This window comes from Pseudomonas sp. 18-147 (assembly GCF_051048045.1).
Lineage (GTDB): Bacteria > Pseudomonadota > Gammaproteobacteria > Pseudomonadales > Pseudomonadaceae > Pseudomonas > Pseudomonas aeruginosa.
Window position 1 is genome coordinate 2,045,492 of record NZ_CP182296.1, and the last position, 13,052, is coordinate 2,058,543.

The 13,052-nt window shown below is 67.2% G+C and carries 17 protein-coding genes; 8 read left to right on the forward strand and 9 right to left on the reverse strand.

The genetic code is table 11. The annotated features are described in order from the left end of the window. Nucleotides 1-28 precede the first annotated feature (28 nt). Nucleotides 29-1,483: a TrkH family potassium uptake protein gene (locus tag ACM0M4_RS09895; RefSeq protein WP_003114825.1), complete on the reverse strand. Its 1,455-nt coding sequence runs from the start codon at nucleotides 1,481-1,483 to the stop codon at nucleotides 29-31. A 157-nt stretch (nucleotides 1,484-1,640) separates the two neighbouring features. Here ACM0M4_RS09895 and ACM0M4_RS09900 point away from each other — a divergent pair, with 157 nt between their 5' ends. Both ACM0M4_RS09900 and ACM0M4_RS09905 read left to right on the forward strand, forming a co-directional pair. Beyond that, nucleotides 1,641-2,012, forward strand: coding sequence for a YkgJ family cysteine cluster protein (locus ACM0M4_RS09900; RefSeq protein WP_003114826.1), 372 nt, complete (start codon nucleotides 1,641-1,643; stop codon nucleotides 2,010-2,012). Between the two features lie 64 nt (nucleotides 2,013-2,076). Continuing rightward, the gene (locus ACM0M4_RS09905) at nucleotides 2,077-2,637 is read left to right on the forward strand and encodes a nitroreductase family protein (RefSeq protein WP_115288738.1); all 561 of its coding nucleotides are present in this window, start codon (nucleotides 2,077-2,079) and stop codon (nucleotides 2,635-2,637) included. On the opposite strand, the gene ACM0M4_RS09910 is transcribed toward ACM0M4_RS09905, so the two are convergent. The 7 genes from ACM0M4_RS09910 to ACM0M4_RS09940 form a co-directional block, all read right to left on the reverse strand. Continuing rightward, a complete protein-coding gene (locus ACM0M4_RS09910; protein ID WP_033949542.1) occupies nucleotides 2,618-3,097 on the reverse strand; it encodes a hypothetical protein in 480 nt (159 codons plus the stop codon). The genes ACM0M4_RS09905 and ACM0M4_RS09910 overlap by 20 nt on opposite strands. Before the next feature lie 39 nt (nucleotides 3,098-3,136). After that, nucleotides 3,137-4,474, reverse strand: a complete 1,338-nt coding sequence (locus tag ACM0M4_RS09915; protein ID WP_003114830.1) for a sensor histidine kinase — start codon at nucleotides 4,472-4,474, stop codon at nucleotides 3,137-3,139. Nucleotides 4,475-4,588: 114 nt separating this feature from the next. After that, nucleotides 4,589-5,029, reverse strand: a complete 441-nt coding sequence (locus ACM0M4_RS09920) for a Spy/CpxP family protein refolding chaperone (protein WP_003114831.1) — start codon at nucleotides 5,027-5,029, stop codon at nucleotides 4,589-4,591. Between the two features lie 128 nt (nucleotides 5,030-5,157). Continuing rightward, nucleotides 5,158-5,835 (reverse strand): response regulator transcription factor, encoded by a 678-nt coding sequence (locus ACM0M4_RS09925; protein WP_003091491.1) that lies wholly within the window; start codon nucleotides 5,833-5,835, stop codon nucleotides 5,158-5,160. A 10-nt stretch (nucleotides 5,836-5,845) separates the two neighbouring features. Further along, nucleotides 5,846-6,208, reverse strand: coding sequence for a hypothetical protein (locus tag ACM0M4_RS09930; RefSeq protein WP_003114832.1), 363 nt, complete (start codon nucleotides 6,206-6,208; stop codon nucleotides 5,846-5,848). Between the two features lie 175 nt (nucleotides 6,209-6,383). Continuing rightward, nucleotides 6,384-6,683, reverse strand: coding sequence for a YciI family protein (locus ACM0M4_RS09935; RefSeq protein ID WP_003091489.1), 300 nt, complete (start codon nucleotides 6,681-6,683; stop codon nucleotides 6,384-6,386). Between the two features lies 1 nt (nucleotide 6,684). Beyond that, nucleotides 6,685-7,272, reverse strand: a complete 588-nt coding sequence (locus ACM0M4_RS09940; protein ID WP_003091488.1) for a septation protein A — start codon at nucleotides 7,270-7,272, stop codon at nucleotides 6,685-6,687. Nucleotides 7,273-7,487: 215 nt separating this feature from the next. On the opposite strand from ACM0M4_RS09940, the gene ACM0M4_RS09945 reads away from it, so the two are divergent. From ACM0M4_RS09945 to ACM0M4_RS09970, 6 genes are all read left to right on the forward strand, one after another. Further along, the gene (locus ACM0M4_RS09945; RefSeq protein WP_003091487.1) at nucleotides 7,488-8,375 is read left to right on the forward strand and encodes a PHP domain-containing protein; all 888 of its coding nucleotides are present in this window, start codon (nucleotides 7,488-7,490) and stop codon (nucleotides 8,373-8,375) included. After that, a complete protein-coding gene (locus ACM0M4_RS09950; protein WP_003091486.1) occupies nucleotides 8,372-9,001 on the forward strand; it encodes an L-threonylcarbamoyladenylate synthase in 630 nt (209 codons plus the stop codon). Before ACM0M4_RS09945 ends, ACM0M4_RS09950 begins: the two co-directional genes overlap by 4 nt. 172 nt (nucleotides 9,002-9,173) lie before the next feature. After that, a complete protein-coding gene (locus ACM0M4_RS09955) occupies nucleotides 9,174-9,926 on the forward strand; it encodes a segregation and condensation protein A (RefSeq protein ID WP_003124353.1) in 753 nt (250 codons plus the stop codon). Between the two features lie 139 nt (nucleotides 9,927-10,065). Then, nucleotides 10,066-11,064: an SMC-Scp complex subunit ScpB gene (scpB, locus tag ACM0M4_RS09960; RefSeq protein ID WP_003114835.1), complete on the forward strand. Its 999-nt coding sequence runs from the start codon at nucleotides 10,066-10,068 to the stop codon at nucleotides 11,062-11,064. A gap of 80 nt (nucleotides 11,065-11,144) precedes the next feature. Beyond that, on the forward strand, nucleotides 11,145-11,675 hold the full coding sequence (locus ACM0M4_RS09965; RefSeq protein ID WP_003114836.1) for a hypothetical protein: 531 nt from the start codon (nucleotides 11,145-11,147) through the stop codon (nucleotides 11,673-11,675). A gap of 114 nt (nucleotides 11,676-11,789) precedes the next feature. After that, nucleotides 11,790-11,972, forward strand: a complete 183-nt coding sequence (locus ACM0M4_RS09970; protein WP_003091481.1) for a DUF1289 domain-containing protein — start codon at nucleotides 11,790-11,792, stop codon at nucleotides 11,970-11,972. Nucleotides 11,973-11,978: 6 nt separating this feature from the next. On the opposite strand, the gene gap is transcribed toward ACM0M4_RS09970, so the two are convergent. Continuing rightward, nucleotides 11,979-12,983 carry a type I glyceraldehyde-3-phosphate dehydrogenase gene (gene gap, locus ACM0M4_RS09975; protein WP_003091480.1) on the reverse strand — a complete coding sequence of 335 codons (1,005 nt, stop codon included), beginning with the start codon at nucleotides 12,981-12,983 and terminating at the stop codon, nucleotides 11,979-11,981. Nucleotides 12,984-13,052: the final 69 nt, after the last annotated feature.

The window sequence follows — 13,052 nt, forward strand, 5'->3', positions numbered from 1 at the left end:
GAGCCATTGCAGACAGGCCCGTGAGCGCTCAGTGGCGCCAGAACGCCGGGGTCAGCAGGACCAGCACGGTGATGATCTCCAGGCGACCGAGCAGCATGCCGGCTGCCAGCAGCCACTTGGCGGCGTCCGGCAGGCTGGCGAAGTTGCCCGAGGGGCCGATGATGGGCCCCATCCCCGGGCCTACGCCGGCCACGGTACTGGCGGCGCCGGTGAGCGCGGTCATCCAGTCCAGGCCGATCAGCGACAGGCCGAGGGCGAGCAGGCAGACGACGATCGCGAAGAAGAACGAGAAGGTCAGGATCGAGCGGACGATTTCCTCGTCCAGGCGATGGCCGTTGTAGTTCTGCTTGAGCACTGCGCGCGGATGGATCAACTGGTAGAGGTTGGCCTTGAGCAGGGTATAGGCGACCTGGAAGCGGAAGATCTTGATACCGCCGGCGGTAGAACCGGAGCAACCGCCGATGAAGCCGAGGTAGAAGAACAGCATGATCGAGAAGTGCCCCCACATGCTGTAGTCGCCGAGGGCGAAGCCGGTGGTGGTGACCACCGAGGTGACGTTCACTGCGACGATGCGGAAAGCATCCATCCAGGGCAGCTTGGAGGTTACCGCGTACCAGGTGCCCATCAGCAGCCAGGTCACCAGCAGCAGGCCGAGCAGGCCGCGGACCTGCTGGTCCTTGATCAGCGCCTTGCGGTGTCCGCGCAGGGTGGCGACGTAGAGCGCGAACGGCAGGCTGCCGAGGATCATCACCACTACCGCGGTCCAGTGCACCGCTGGCTGCTTCCACTTGGCCAGGGATTGGTCGGAGGTGGAGAAACCGCCGGTGGAAATCGCCGACATGGCGTGGTTGACCGCGTCGAACGGGCTCATGCCCGCGCCCCAGAAGGCCAGGCTGCCGAGCAGGGTGATGCCGACATAGGTGGCGACGATGTACTTGGCGACCATGTGCGAGCGTGGCAGGACCTTTTCCGAGCGGTCCGAGGATTCGGTCTGGAACAGGCGCATGCCGCCGATCCGCAGCATCGGCAGGATCGCCACGGCCATGGCGATGAAGCCGATGCCGCCCAGCCAGTGCAGCAGAGAGCGCCAGATGAGGATGCCCGGGGACATGTCGTCCAGCCCGCTGAGCACGGTGGAGCCGGTGGCGGTGATTCCCGACATGCTTTCGAAGAAGGCATCGGTGTAGCTGATGTGCTGCTGCAGGACGAACGGCAGGGCGGCGAAGATGCATACCAGCACCCAGCTCGATACGGTGAGCATGTACATGTCCCGCGGGCGCAGGTGGACATGCTCGGGACGTCCCGGCAGGACCAGGCCGAGGCCGGTGACGAAGGTGGCGACGCTGGACCAGATGAATGCCTGGATGCCTTCGGTACGGTCGAAGGCGAGCATGGTCAGGATCGGGACCAGCATGCTGGCGGCCAGAGTGATCAGGAAGATGCCGATGATGAAACCGAGGATACGTAGGGTCGGCAAGGCCATGGATCGTGGGGCTCTGGGCTGTGGCGGACCGGCCATTCTACCAGCCGTCCGCGGAGAGTAAATCTGCCGCTGCACCCCTCTTCACAGCTGCCGCGAAATCGCTAGAATCTCGCTTCGCCCGCCGGCGCTCGCCGGTTTCTCTGGTGTTCTGCCAACCATGTCCACTGACAATCCGTGTCTTACCTGCGGCGCCTGCTGTGCGCATTTTCGTGTGTCTTTCTATTGGGGCGAGTGCCGTTCCGCAGGTGGCGTCGTGCCCGACGAACTGACCGTCCGCATCAGCCCGCAGATGGTTGCCATGAGCGGTACCGAGAACAAGCCGGCACGCTGCGTCGGGCTGCTCGGTGAGGTCGGTTGCGGCGTTCGCTGCACCGTCTACGAGCAGCGCTCGAGTACCTGCCGCGAGTTCGAGGCGGCCTGGGCCAACGGCCAGCCCAACCCGGCCTGCGATGCCGCGCGCGCCGCCTACGGCCTGCCGCCGCTGACCCCGCCGCTGCAGCCGCACCTGGCGCCGGGACGGGTCGCCTGAGAGCGGGCGTGAGCCTGGCGATTGCGTCTACAATGGCGATTTCGTTTCTGACAGGAGTTCGCCCATGGAGGCTCTCGACGCCTTGCTCACTCGCGTTTCCCACGCCCGCCTGAGCGATCCCGCGCCCTCGCCGGAGCAGCTCGACCGGCTGTTCCGGGTCGCCTTGCGTGCCCCGGACCACGGGCAACTGCGGCCCTGGCGCTTCATCCTGGTAGAGGGCGAAGGCCGCCGGGCCCTGGGCGACCTCTACGCCCGCGCCCTGGCGAGCCGCCAGCCGGACGCCGCCGAGGAAGCGCTGGCCAAGGCCCGCAACATGCCGCTGCGCGCACCGCTGCTGGTCGTGGCGGTCGCTTGCCTGCAGGACCACCCGAAGGTGCCGCACGCTGAGCAACTGCTGGCTGCCGGCTGCGCCGCCCACGGCCTGGTGCTGGGCGCCTATGCCCAGGGACTGGGGGCGATGTGGCGGACCGGCGAGATGGCCACCGATCCGGTGGTGCACGCCGGCCTGGGGCTCGGCGAGCAGGAGCGGATCATCGGCTTCGTCTACCTGGGTACGCCGATGGGCGAGTTGCGCACGCCGGTGGAACTCGACCCGTCGGCCTTCGTCAGCGCCTGGCCGGGCTGAGCGGCAACAGCAGGCGTACGCACCAATACGCGCCCTGGGCGTGCCAGAGCAGTCGTCCGCCCTGCCAGCCGGCCAGTTGTCGGGCGGCTTCCACGGCCGCCGGCAGCCAGCGCCGGCCTTCTTCCGCCTGGCCGAGGATGTCCAGGCGCAGCCGGCCGTGGCGTGCGTCCAGCGCCGGATTCAGTGTGATGCGCTGCCACGGGCGGGCCTGCGCGGCGCCGCCGAGCAGGCCGTAGAGCGCCTCGTGCAAGGCCGGGCGCCAGCTTTCCAGCGGCCAGGTGCCGCGTTCCGGCAGGTTCAGGTCGAGGCGCGCCCAGCGATGCCGCAGTTGCTGGGCGACCTGTCCCAGCTCGACCGCCAGGACCAGCGATTGCGGTTCGTCGCCGGGAGGTTCCGGCGGCGGCGCGATGGCCTGGGCGAGCGGGCGTTCATCGAGGAACAACGAAGCGGGAAGAGTCATGCCGGATGCTCCTGGGGAATTGTTCATCTGGGCGCGGCGTCATTCGGTCGCCTTGCGCCGTAGCGGCAGGCTGAGGGTGGCGATGAAGCCGCCGTCGGGATGGTTGCCCAGGCGCAGGTGCCCGCCGTGACGCTCGATGGCGCGGCGGGCGATGGCCAGGCCCAGGCCGTGTCCCGGGCTGCTCTGGTTGGGTGCGCGGAAGAACGGCTCGCCCAACTGCTCCTGCAGTTCGGCGGCGATGCCTGGCCCATGGTCGCGGACGCTCAGGCGCAGGTAGTCGCCGGCGCTGCTGGCACGCACCTCCAGGGGTTGGCCGACGGGGTTGAAGCGCACGGCGTTGCGCAGCAGGTTGTCTACCGCGCGTTCGAACATGTCCGGCCAGCCGTCGATGCTCAGGTCAGGCGCCACCTCCAGGCGGATATCCTGTTCCGGAGCCAGCAGCAGGGCGTCTTCGCGCAGCCGCTGGAGCAGCGGTAGCAGGGCGATCCGTTGGCTCGCGCCGGGTTCGGCGTCGAGCCGGGCGAGGGCGAGGATCTCGCCGATCAGCGCTTCCAGGCGGTCGCATTCCTGTTCCAGGCGCGGCCACATCTGCGCCCGCGCTTCCGGTTCGGCGCGTTCGGCCAGGGCCAGGGCGATGCGCAGGCGAGCCAGCGGCGAGCGCAGTTCGTGGGATACGTCGCGGAGCAACTGACGCTGGCTGCCGATCAGGCTTTGCAGGCGTTCGCCCATGCGGTTGAAATCGCGCGCCAGGGTGCCCAGTTCATCGCCGCGCCGCGCCAGGCGGGCCAGGCTGTCCTTCTGGTAGGCGGTCTGGCCGAGGTCGTGCACGGCGCGCCGCAGACGGTTCAGCGGACGGGTGATGGACAGCGTCAGCAGCAGGCTGAACAGGGTCAGCACCACCAGTGCGATGCCCAGCGCGCTGAGCGGCCAGAGCAGGCTGCCGCGGTGCCAGGCCTCCAGCTCCGGGTGCGGGATGCGGTAGATGAACAGATAGGTATGGTTGCTCTGCGGGCTGACGTATTCCTGGCTCAGCTGGCGCCAGGGGAAGCGCGGCAGGTTGCGGTCGCTGGTGCGCGGCGGGCGGTGGTGAGGGCGCGGCAGGTAGGTGCCGTCGACCAGGCGCTGGCCGCTTTCATCGAGCACCTGGATGGAAATCCCGTAGTCGCGACGGCGTTGCTCCAGCAAGCCCTGGGCCGCGTAGCTGCCCTGTTCTTCGTAGAGGGCGGTCCACTGCTCGGCGAGATCCTTCAGGCCAGGATGGCGGGCTATGATCCAGGTGTCCTGGTTCAGCGCACGACCCAGCAGGATGGACAGCCCGGCGACCAGCAGCAGGGCCAGCCAGAAGGCGGCGAGGATTCGCCAGAAGAGTGAACGCATGGTTTTCCTGTTGAATCGCATGTTGGGCCGGCCGCGAGGGTAAACCCCTAGGATATGCGATTCCGGCTGGTCGGAAGACCGCTACCGGAGGACCCGGTAGCGGTGGCTCGGACGTCAGTTGGACTTCTTGTCGGCCTTCCATTGCTGGAATTCGGCCCACTCTGCCTTGCGCTGCTCGCGCTTCTTCTGCAGTTCGTCGAACTTCTTCTGCTGCTCGGGGGTGAGCAGGGCGCGGATGTCCTTCTGGGTCTTCTCGTGGCTGGCCTTGAGTTCGTCCTTCAGGGCCTTCTGCTCGGCCGCCGGCAGCTTGGCCAGGTAGCGCTGGGTGATCTCGTGGCGGGCCTTCATTTGTTCGCCCATCAGTTTGCCCATCTGCTGGCGCTGTTCGCGGGTCAGGTCCAGTTCCTTCATCGGGCCGCCATGCCGGGGACCGTGCTGGCCCATCATGTGGCCGCCTTCCATCGGCGGGGGTGGCAGGTCGTTGGCGGCGGGCGCGGCCATGGCGAAGGTCGGCAGGGCGGCGGCGATGAACAGGGCGGTTAGCGTCTTGCGCATGGTGTTTCTCCTTTCTGGGTCCGGCCATTTACCGGATGAGCCCAGTCTAGGGAGGTCAAGGTCAAGCGCGGTCAGCCCTGGGTAAAGCTTGGGTAAAGACCTTGTGTCGGCGGGCTGACGAAACCCGCTCAGTGGCTGTAGTAGTAGCCGCGGCCGCGCAGGGCGAGGATGCGCGGGCTGCCGTCGGGGTGGCTGCCGAGCTTCTTGCGCAGGTTGCTGACGTGCATGTCCAGGCTGCGGTCGTAGAGGGTCAGCTTGCGGCCCAGCGCCAGTTGCGCCAGGGCCTGCTTGTCCAGCGGCTCGCCGGGCTGGCGCAGGAGCGCTTCGAGGATGCGGCTTTCGGAAAGGGTCAGGCTGATCTCCTGGCCGTCGATCTGCGCCACGCCGCGCGTCAGGTTCAGCGACAGGTCGCCCAGTTGCATCTGCGCGCTGGGTTGCGCCGGGTGGGTTCGCCGCAGCACGGCGCGCAGCCGTGCGGTGAGTTCGCGCGGGTCGCAGGGCTTGGCCAGGTAGTCGTCGGCGCCCAGTTCCAGACCGAGGATGCGGTCCAGCGGCTCGCCGCGGGCGGACAGCATCAGCACCGGCAGGTCGGGATGGTCGCCGCGCAGTTGCTTGAGCAGTTCCAGGCCGCTGCCGTCCGGCAGCATCACGTCGAGCACCACGGCATCCGGTGTCTGCTCGGCGAGGGCGCGACGGGCCTGGGCGCCGTCGTGGCTGGCACGCACGGAGAAACCTTCCTGGACCAGCCAGGTACCGAGCAGCTCGCAGAGCTCCCGGTCATCGTCGATCAACAGCAGTTCGCTCATCGAGTGTCGCTCAATTGATCCATTCGCGTCGCTGTCGCCGGCGGCCGCGGCTCAGGGCACCGAGGACGAACGCGAGCAGGGCCGTGGCGGCGCCGGCGACATACCAGGTCTGCTCTTCCGTGAGCAGTGGCGGTTGCCGCTGCGCCTGGGCCGCCTGCAGCTGCTCGCGCAACTGGCGGTTCTCCTGGCGCATACGACTGACCAGTTCGTCGCGCTGGCGTTCCGTTTCCACCAGGCGGCGCTCCAGTTCGGCGGTAGCCTGCGTAATGGAAGGTTGCGCGGCTGGAATCGGTGCTGGCGCGGGTTCCTCGGCCAGGGCCAGGGAAGCTCCCAGGCTCAGCAGCAGGCAATGGGCAGCGGATGGACGCATCATGACTCCTTGTACCGATGAAGCGACGGATTGCACTGTCTTCCGGTTCGCCCTTCCGGCTTGGCGAAAGCGCCGGGCCGGCCTGGTTGCGCTGCGGCGGGCACCGGAAAGCGGCGTCCGGTGCGAAAACGTTTGCCGGGAGGGCGACCGGGCCGGCCGCCGGTACCCGGCGACTGCCTCAGGGCAGGACTTTCTTGAACGGCTTGACCACCACCTCGGCGTACACCCCGGCGGCCCGGTAGGGATCGGCCTCGGCCCAGCTCTGCGCCGCGGCCAGCGAATCGAATTCGGCGACGATCAGGCTGCCGGTGAAGCCGGCGGCGCCCGGGTCGTTGCTGTCGATCGCCGGGTGCGGGCCGGCGAGTACCAGGCGGCCTTCTTCCTTTAGCTGTTCGAGACGGGCCAGGTGGGCCGGGCGGCTGGCCAGGCGGCGTTCCTGGGAAGCGGGGATGTCACGGGCGATGATCGCGTAGAGCATGTCAGTCCTTGGGCTTTTCGCCGGTATCGGCGTCGTGCAGGTGGCGAGCCAGGAACAGGCCCTGGCCGATCAGGAACAGCAAGGTCATGCCGAGGCTGCCGAACACCTTGAAGTCCACCCAGAAGTTCGGATAGGTGAAGACCACGTACAGGTTGGCGAAGCCGCACACCAGGAAGAACACCACCCAGGCGATGTTCAGGCGCACCCAGAGGCCCTGCGGCAACTGGATGGCATGGCCCATGATGCGCTGGATCATCGGCTTGTCGCCGATGAAGTGACTGCCGGCGAAGGCCAGGGCGAACAGCCAGTTGACCAGCGGCGCCTTCCACTTGAGGAAGGTGTCCTCGTGGAAGGCCAGGGTCAGGCCGCCGAGGACCAGGCAGGCGCCGAGGGTGAACCACTGGCTCTTTTCCAGGTGGCGGTGCTTGAGCCAGAGGGCGCCGTAGACGATCACCGAGGCGAGGATCAGGGTCGCGGTCGCGCCGTAGATGCCACTCAGATTGAACCCGGCGAACTCGACGTTCTGAGGGTCTATCTTGTAGACGATGAAGAACAGGATCAGTGGGATGAAATCGATGAATTGCTTCATGGTGGCAGTCAGGACACGGTTGAAACGGCATAATAGCAACCTCTGGATGTTCTGAAACAGTCATCCTGTCTTTCCGAATGCGTCAGGCCTGTGCCGCAGGCGCATTCGCCAGGTGGAGCAGGCTCCCCGGACCCATGAACGGTACGTCTCGATACCGCGAGGCAACGAATCGGCGTTGCTTCATCACCATTCTTCACTGGAATCAGGATTCAGCCATGCGTGTCGATCTGCATTGCCACAGTACCGCCTCCGATGGCGTGCTCGCGCCCGCCGCCCTGGTGCAGCGGGCCCACGAGAAAGGCGTCGGGCTGCTGGCGCTGACCGACCACGACACCCTGGAAGGCCTGCCGGAAGCCCACCAGGCGGCCGCTCGACTCGGTATCGAACTGGTCAACGGTGTCGAGCTGTCCTGCACCTGGGGCGGTGCCACCATTCATGTGCTGGGCTACGGTTTCGACCTCGACGCCGCTCCCCTGCGCCAGGCGACCGAAGCCCTGCACCGGGGCCGCTGGGCGCGCGCCGAGGAAATCGACCGGCGGCTTGCGGCCAAGGGTATGCCCGGTGCGCTGGAGGGCGCGCGGGCGATCCAGCGGGCCCTGGGCGACAGCGGCAACGCGCCGGCGCGGCCGCATTTCGCCGAGTTCCTGGTCCAGGGCGGCTGGGTCAAGGATCGCGCCGACGCGTTCCGCAAGTGGCTGGGGGCCGGCAAGCTGGGAGACGTCAAGCAGCACTGGCCGACCCTGGAGGAAGTGGTCGGCTGCCTGCGCGAGGCGCGCGCCTGGATCAGCCTGGCGCACCCGTATCATTATGATTTCACCCGGACCAAGCGCCGGCGCCTGGTCGCCGACTTTCTCCAGGCCGGCGGACACGCCATCGAGGTGGTCAATGGCGTGCAGCCGGCCGAACAGGTCGGTACCCTGTCGATCCTGGCCCGCGAGTTCGGCCTGATGGTCACCGCCGGCAGCGATTTCCACGCGCCGGGCGACTGGTCCGAACTGGGCATGTACCGTGCGGTTCCAGAGGACCTTCCGGCCATGTGGCCGCGTTTCGCCAGGCATTTTCGCGATACCGAACGTCATTCCGAAGCCAAGGGGGCCGAATGAGCCAGTTCTTCCAGATCCATCCGGAAAATCCCCAGCCGCGGCTGGTCAAGCAGGCGGTGGAAATCGTCCGCCAGGGTGGGGTGATCGTCTATCCCACCGACTCGTCCTATGCCCTGGGCTGCCGCATCGGCGAAAAGACCGCGGTGGATCGCATCCGCCGCATCCGCCAACTGGACGACAAGCACAACTTCACCCTGGTCTGCCGCGACCTTTCCGAGCTGGGCGTCTATGCCAAGGTCGACACCGGCCTGTTCCGCCTGCTCAAGGCGCACACCCCCGGTCCCTACACCTTTATCCTCAGCGCCACCCGCGAGGTGCCGCGCATGCTCCTGCACCCCAAGCGCCGCACCATCGGCCTGCGCGTGCCGAACTGTCCGATCGCCCGGGCGCTGCTGGAGGAACTGGGCGAACCGCTGATGAGCGTGAGCCTGATCATGCCCGGCAGCGGCGAGCCGCTGAACGATCCCTATGAAATGCGCCAGGTGCTGGAACACCAGGTCGACCTGATCGTGGACGGGGGCTATGGCGGCGGCGAGGCTTCCACCGTGATCAGCCTGACCGACACCGATCCCGAAGTGATCCGCGTGGGTTGCGGCGATCCGGCGCCGTTCATGCAGCCGGCCTGAGCGCCGCCCGAATCCGCCCACCACGAGCCTACCGATGCAGGACGATAACCCGGCCAACGCCGACACCCCTCCAGCCGAACCCGCCGCCGAGCGGGTGCCGCTGCAACTGGCGCTGGTCTACGGCGAGGCGGTCACCGAGCTGCCGCAGGACCTCTATATCCCGCCGGACGCGCTGGAGGTCTTCCTCGAGGCCTTCGAGGGCCCGCTCGACCTGCTGCTGTACCTGATCCGCAAGCAGAACATCGACATCCTGGATATCCCGGTGGCGGAAATCACCCGCCAGTACATGGGCTATGTCGAGCTGATGAAGGCGGTGCGCCTGGAGCTGGCCGCCGAGTACCTGGTGATGGCGGCGATGCTGGCGGAGATCAAGTCGCGCATGTTGCTGCCGCGCTCGGCGGAAGCCGAGGAGGAAGAGGAAGATCCACGGGCCGAGCTGATCCGCCGCCTGCAGGAGTACGAACGGTTCAAGAAGGCCGCCGAAGACCTCGACGAACTGCCCCGGGTCGGCCGCGACGTGCTGGTGCCGGCGGTGGCTGCTCCCGAGGCGCGGGCGCGCAAGCTGCTGCCGGAGCTGGCGCTGCAGGAGCTGATGCTGGTGATGGGCGAGATGCTGCGCCGCGCCGACCTGTTCGAGAGCCACCAGGTGACCCGCGAGGTACTGTCCACCCGCGAACGCATGAGCGAAGTGCTGGAGCGCCTGAAAGGCGGCGCCTTCGTGCCCTTCATCCAGTTGTTCACCCTGGAGGAGGGCAAGCTCGGCGTGGTGGTCACCTTCATGGCGATCCTCGAACTGGTCAAGGAGCAGATGGTGGAACTGGTGCAGAACGAGGCTTTCGGCGCCATCCATGTGCGCCTGCGGATAGCCCGCGAAGCGGAGGAAGGCGAAACCCTGGAGGAAGCCCTGGAAGACGATTTCGAGTGAGCGCGCCGCTGGCCGTTCGTCCTCCTGCGGACGGTCGCCTTTTCCGAGCTTCCGGCTTCGCTCCCTGCCGTGGCCTGTTAAGCTGCATGCCCGATTCCGCTATCTTTCCCTCTTCCTGGCTCCGGTATCCGTTGCGACGATGAACCTGTCCGATCCCCACGAACTCGCCACCCTGCTCGAAGGCATCCTCCTCGCGGCCGGCAAGCCGCTGTCGCTGGAACGCCTGGCCGAGCTGTTCGACGAGGCCGAGCGGCCGGAACCGGGGCAGTTCCGCGACGCCCTGGCGATCCTGGCGCTGTCCTGCGCGGGGCGTTCCTTCGAGCTGAAGGAAGTCGCGTCCGGGTATCGCCTGCAGATTCGCGAGCGTTTCTCGCCGTGGGTCGGCCGCCTCTGGGAGGAGCGTCCGCAGCGCTATTCGCGCGCGCTCCTGGAAACCCTGGTGCTGATCGCCTACCGCCAGCCGATCACCCGTGGCGAGATCGAGGAGATCCGCGGCGTGGCGGTGAACACCCAGATCGTCAAGACGCTGATGGAGCGGGAGTGGATCCGCATCGTTGGCTACCGCGAGGTGCCGGGGCGCCCGGCGATGCTGGCGACTACCAAGGCGTTCCTCGATTATTTCAACCTGAAGAGCCTCGACGAGCTGCCGCCGCTGTCGGCGCTGCGCGAGATGGAGCCCGAGCCGGAACCGCCGGTCGAAGTGGCGCCCGCGGCGCAGCCGCCGCGCGACGATCTCGACGAGGATGCGATTCCTGCCTCGATCCAGGCCCTGGCCGATCGCGCCATCGCCGAGGCCGGGGAAAGCCTCGAGGAGATCGAGGGGGAGGCCGGCGAGCCGGAGAAGCCGCGCGAGGAAACCAGCTTCCGCAGCCTGCTGCTGGAACTGGACGAGATGGAGCAGGGCCTGAAGACCGACTTCGACGACCTGCTCGACCCTCCGGAGCCCTCGGAGCAGGGCGACGAGTCCGCCGAGCCAGCGGCTGGGCCGATTCCCGTGGTCGCGGAGCAAGCCGTCGAGCCTGCCGTCGCGGAGGCTGTCGCGGGCGCCGATCCCGATGACGAAGAGCGCGCCCTGGCGGAGGCCATGCGCGAGGAGCGCGAGGCACTGGACGCCGACGACGACTGGCCGCGCCGCTGACCGTCGTTCCACCCTGTAGAATTCATCCGGCCGCGCCGGCGAGGCCGGCCCGCTCCGTTTCATCGACCCTGGAACTCCCCATGAAAGAGACCCTGAACGAACTGATCACCCTCATCAGCACCGGCTGCATGGGCGCCGAGGAGATCCGGCGGATCGCCGACGAGGCGGCCCAGGCCTACGCCGATCCGGCAGGGTTCCTCGCCGCCAACCCGGACATCAACTACGACGACAGCTTCCCGATCCCGCTCGGCGAGTGGGTGGTGGTCGGTAGCCTGCCGGATATCGTGCTGTTCCAGGCCGACACCTATGCCGAGCTGTTCGCCCGGATCGTCGCCTCCTTCGGCAAGGACGTGGCGTTCAACATCAAGCCGAAGCAGTTGCTCAAGACCGAGCCGCTGGTCGCCCTCAACCGTATCCAGGTGCAACTGAGCAGCATGTATCCGGAAAAGGGCGGCTACGTGCTGGTGGATTTCAGCGAGCCGCTGGACGACGAGTTGCAGGCGGTGCTGGTCTATACCCAGGACCTGCCGCGGGTCATGGCGCTCTGCGTCGAGGCCGGCATCTATGCCGCGCCTGCCTACGAAAGCCTGCGCGACGCCGAGGCCGAGTGACCGCGGGCCGCTCGATCGGCCCGATAGTCATTCCCTCCTGGACGCCGACCCGCCGCCTGTCGTGAAGTGACGGGCGAGGACCGGTTGCGGTCCGCGCCGAAAAAGGGGGAACGCTTGAAAAGTCCTTGCATCAATATCTGTGAGTTCGATGCCGACGTGTGCCGTGGCTGCGGGCGTACGCGCCAGGAAATCCGTGCCTGGAAGCGCGCGGACAAGGCCGAGCAGCGACTGATCCTCGCCGAGGCCGACCTGCGCCTGCTGGCGTTGCAGGCGCGCGGTCGGCGCAAGTTCCGCTGAGGCGCGTCAGTCGCGGGCGGCGGCCAGCGCCAGGGCGCTGTCCAGCATGCGGTTGGAGAAGCCCCACTCGTTGTCGTACCAGGCCATCGCCTTGACCAGCCGGCCGCTGACCTTGGTGTGGTTGGCGTCGAAGATCGACGAGCGCGGGTCGTGATTGAAATCCACCGACACCAGCGGCTGGGTGTTGTAGCCGAGCACCGGAGAGCCCTCGCTGGCTTCGCGCAGCAGGCGGTTGACCTCGTCTACGCTGGTATCCCGGGCCACCTGCACGGTGAGATCGACCAGCGACACGTTGATCACCGGCACCCGCACCGCCAGCCCGGTAAGCTTGCCGGCGAGTTCCGGCAGGACCAGGCCGACCGCCTCGGCGGCGCCGGTCTTGGTGGGGATCATCGACTGAGTCGCCGAACGTGCGCGGTACAGGTCCGGGTGGTACACGTCGGAGAGGTTCTGGTCGTTGGTGTAGGCATGGATGGTGGTCATCAGGCCGTGCTCGATGCCCAGCTCGCGATGCAGCACCTGGGCCACCGGTGCCAGGCAGTTGGTGGTGCAGGAGGCGTTCGAGACGATCCGATGGGAGGCGCGCAGCACCTCGTGGTTGACGCCGTAGACCACGGTGGCGTCGACGTCCTTGCCGGGCGCCGAGATCAGCACCTTGCCGGCGCCGGCCTGCAGGTGGGCAGCGGCTTTGTCGCGACTGGTGAAGAGCCCCGTGCACTCGAGCACGATGTCCACGCCGAGGCTCTTCCAGGGCAGTTCCGCCGGGTTGCGGATGGCGCTGACGGCGATGCGGTCGCCCATCACCCGCAGGCTTTCGGCATCGTGCTCGACCTCGCCGGGAAAGCGTCCATGGACGCTGTCGTACTGGAACAGGTGGGCGTTGACCGCGGCGTCGCCGAGGTCATTGATCGCCACTACCTGCAACTGTTCGCGGTAGTGGCCGGTATACAGGGCGCGAAGAACGTTTCGGCCGATGCGACCGAAGCCGTTGATGGCCAGGCGGATAGTCATAATGAGGTCGTCTCTTTTCTATTGTTGTGGTAAAAACCATTACATTTCGTCCAGAAAGAAAAGTAAACA

Coding starts and splice junctions, on each gene's coding strand:
- ACM0M4_RS09910 (WP_033949542.1), bottom strand. CDS start 3,097: ATGACTCTTCCCGCTTCGTTGTTCCTCGATGAACGCCCGCTCGCCCAG.
- ACM0M4_RS09920 (WP_003114831.1), bottom strand. CDS start 5,029: ATGCGCAAGACGCTAACCGCCCTGTTCATCGCCGCCGCCCTGCCGACC.
- ACM0M4_RS09940 (WP_003091488.1), bottom strand. CDS start 7,272: ATGAAGCAATTCATCGATTTCATCCCACTGATCCTGTTCTTCATCGTC.
- ACM0M4_RS09925 (WP_003091491.1), bottom strand. CDS start 5,835: ATGAGCGAACTGCTGTTGATCGACGATGACCGGGAGCTCTGCGAGCTG.
- ACM0M4_RS09965 (WP_003114836.1), top strand. CDS start 11,145: ATGAAAGAGACCCTGAACGAACTGATCACCCTCATCAGCACCGGCTGC.
- gap (WP_003091480.1), bottom strand. CDS start 12,983: ATGACTATCCGCCTGGCCATCAACGGCTTCGGTCGCATCGGCCGAAAC.
- ACM0M4_RS09945 (WP_003091487.1), top strand. CDS start 7,488: ATGCGTGTCGATCTGCATTGCCACAGTACCGCCTCCGATGGCGTGCTC.
- ACM0M4_RS09930 (WP_003114832.1), bottom strand. CDS start 6,208: ATGATGCGTCCATCCGCTGCCCATTGCCTGCTGCTGAGCCTGGGAGCT.
- ACM0M4_RS09935 (WP_003091489.1), bottom strand. CDS start 6,683: ATGCTCTACGCGATCATCGCCCGTGACATCCCCGCTTCCCAGGAACGC.
- ACM0M4_RS09915 (WP_003114830.1), bottom strand. CDS start 4,474: ATGCGTTCACTCTTCTGGCGAATCCTCGCCGCCTTCTGGCTGGCCCTG.
- ACM0M4_RS09895 (WP_003114825.1), bottom strand. CDS start 1,483: ATGGCCTTGCCGACCCTACGTATCCTCGGTTTCATCATCGGCATCTTC.
- ACM0M4_RS09900 (WP_003114826.1), top strand. CDS start 1,641: ATGTCCACTGACAATCCGTGTCTTACCTGCGGCGCCTGCTGTGCGCAT.
- ACM0M4_RS09905 (WP_115288738.1), top strand. CDS start 2,077: ATGGAGGCTCTCGACGCCTTGCTCACTCGCGTTTCCCACGCCCGCCTG.
- scpB (WP_003114835.1), top strand. CDS start 10,066: ATGAACCTGTCCGATCCCCACGAACTCGCCACCCTGCTCGAAGGCATC.
- ACM0M4_RS09950 (WP_003091486.1), top strand. CDS start 8,372: ATGAGCCAGTTCTTCCAGATCCATCCGGAAAATCCCCAGCCGCGGCTG.